General features: G+C 65.6%; 3 protein-coding genes. All 3 read right to left on the minus strand.

The features are described 5' to 3' along the window. Positions 1-342 (minus strand): hypothetical protein (locus tag ABNS06_RS05070; RefSeq protein ID WP_348672977.1); only part of this gene is annotated, 342 nt, incomplete at its 3' end. Continuing rightward, a complete protein-coding gene (locus ABNS06_RS05075; protein ID WP_348672978.1) occupies positions 339-1,085 on the minus strand; it encodes a hypothetical protein in 747 nt (248 codons plus the stop codon). The genes ABNS06_RS05070 and ABNS06_RS05075, both read right to left, overlap by 4 nt. Continuing rightward, the coding region (locus ABNS06_RS05080; protein ID WP_348672979.1) for an enoyl-CoA hydratase/isomerase family protein at positions 1,082-1,717 on the minus strand (636 nt) is incomplete at its 5' end. The genes ABNS06_RS05080 and ABNS06_RS05075, both read right to left, overlap by 4 nt.

Consider the following 1,717-nt stretch of genomic DNA (forward strand, 5'->3'; position numbering starts at 1 on the left):
CCACTCCCGGAAACTGCCTGCGTAGTAGGCGTGGGCGCCCTTCAGGGGATCGCCCTTCAGCAGGGCTTTGGTGTCGGGATCAAGGTGCGTGACTTCGTTCTCGCCGATCATGGTGTCGCCGCCATTGAGGTGAGGCGGCGCAATCGGTTCGCCCCATCGTGTGGTGGGGCCGTAGGTCGGGTCGCACCACAGTGGGTTGTCGTCACCGCAGGCCTCGGCCACGTGGCGGAACGCGTCGGTGCCGGGGTCGCGGTACCACGGAGGCTGCGGATGGGGTTGGGTGATCCCGATGCGGGCTCGCAAGCGGGCGAGCGCGTGGTCGGTGATCGCGCCGGCCGTCATGACGGGTCCTGCCAGTCGATGCGGTCGTCGCGGTGCGGTTGACGTCCGGTTCGCCACGGACAAAGCGGTGCGGCGGCGAGCAGGATGCGGTGCCAGTCGGTGGCGAGCGCCCGCATTTCGGTCCGCCAACGTCGTACCGCAGGATCCGAGACCTGAGCATGCTCTCCGGCGGACCAAGCGGCGTAGCCCTCGGGAAGCGCCCACAACACGACGATTTCGTCCTCGTCGCGCATCGTGGTCCACCAGGCGCCGGCGAGCGTCCAGCCGTGCGGCTTATAGGCCTCGATGGCATGTGATCGCACGAACTCCAGCGCCTCGCGTGCCGTGCCCGGGGTGACCTTGATGATTTCGTGCGTGCAGACCTCGGCCCGAATTCCGGTGCTCAAGGAATCCTCGAGCGTGGGGCTCCAGGGGGCGGGAAGAAGGACGCGATCGAAGCCGCCGCGCCGAAACTCGGCCGCTTCCTTCCACCACCGTTCGAGTTTGGGATCTTGCAGCCCCTGCCCGACGTTCTCGCCGGTCAGCGATCGAGCCAGCCCATCGAGTCCCGGTTCTTCCCAGATGTTGCAGACCTGTGGCCACGGCCCGGTGGTGCCGACGACAGCCCAGATGCCGAAGCACGATTGCCCGCGATCCTCTTGGGCCATCGGTGACCAGTTGGCCGCCATGTGATGCATGTAGTTCGCCCGGTGGGCGCCGCGAATGTCGATGAACTCGTGGATGTAGGCGCGATCGTTGCTCATGCGACCTCCAGGGCGGCCCACAGTTGACGTTTAAGTTGGCGGAGTTGGTCAAGGGGATGCTGCGCAATCGTCTCGGCGATGTCTTGCGCCCTGGTCCGGAGCTGTTCGGGCTCGACCACCTCGGAAAGGATTCCGAGCTGACGGGCGCGGTCCGCAGTGATGCGTTCATGTCGGCCGAGGTAGGCCATGCGGGCGATGGACTCCATCGGACTTTTCTTCAGCATGCCGATCGTCTCGAAGGCGGTGACCTGTCCGACCGACACATGGGGGTCGAGGAACTTGGCGTTGCTCGATGCGATGACGATGTCGGCGTCGGCGACGAAGTGGAGTCCGCCACCGGCGCAGATTCCGTTGACCGCGGCGATCACCGGCTTTGTCACGCCGCAATGCCAGGCGGTGAGGCGCAGCTCCGCACGCTTCGTCTGGCGAGAACTCGCCCTGAGTGCCTCCGGGTCTCGAGCCAGTTGGACGACATCAAGCCCGGTCTGGAAGGCGCGGCCGTTGCCGGTATTCACGATCACCGAGACGGTGTCGTCCGCATCGAGTTCGGACCACGCATGCTCAAGGTCGACGAACATTTGCGCGTCGATGGCATTCCCAGCATCCGGACGATCGAAGATCAGCCAGCCGAC

It is taken from the genome of uncultured Abyssibacter sp. (assembly GCF_964000955.1).
GTDB lineage: Bacteria > Pseudomonadota > Gammaproteobacteria > Nevskiales > OUC007 > Abyssibacter.

Excerpts from the sequence above, each read along its gene's own strand:
- ABNS06_RS05075 (WP_348672978.1), bottom strand. The coding sequence starts at position 1,085 with ATGAGCAACGATCGCGCCTACATCCACGAGTTCATCGACATTCGCGGC.